This is a genomic window from Oleiphilus sp. HI0067 (assembly GCF_001635735.1).
In genome coordinates this window covers 1-483 of sequence record NZ_LWFI01000693.1, presented here as the reverse complement: position 1 = coordinate 483, position 483 = coordinate 1, and the positions used below count along the sequence as shown (strand labels likewise).

Genomic DNA, 483 nt, shown 5'->3' with positions numbered 1-483 from the left:
AAGCACCATCGCTGGTTGACTATGAGATAAGGAGAGCTCCTTGCGTGTCACGGAAAATAGTTGCTTGGTCATTTTTGGCGCCTCAGGAGACTTAGCCGCACGAAAACTGATTCCCGCCTTACTGCATTTATTTCAAGCTAAATACCTACCAGAAGACCTCTATGTTCTGGGCGTTAGTCGTTCAGATTACGATGATCAACGCTACAGAGAACGTTTGCTTGCTTTTATTGAGCAAGAAACTGAGATTGATCACTCAGTCGTTATCGAGTTTTTGGAGCGGGTTTATTATCACGCAATGGACCCCGCAAGCGAGAGTGCTTATCCATCTCTTAAGCAAAGGCTCAGTCATCTCGCTACTGAGCATAATACTTCGAACAATGTTCTTTATTACCTGGCGACACCTCCTAGCTTATTTCAGGTGATTCCTGAACATCTTTCGCAACATGGAATGACGCAGGCAGAATCTGGCTATAAACGCTTGGT

General features: G+C 44.9%; 1 pseudogene. It reads left to right on the top strand.

Going from position 1 to position 483, the window contains the following annotated elements:
• Positions 1-40 precede the first annotated feature (40 nt).
• Positions 41-483 (top strand): annotated as a pseudogene (locus tag A3739_RS07825) (hypothetical protein); the annotation flags it as partial.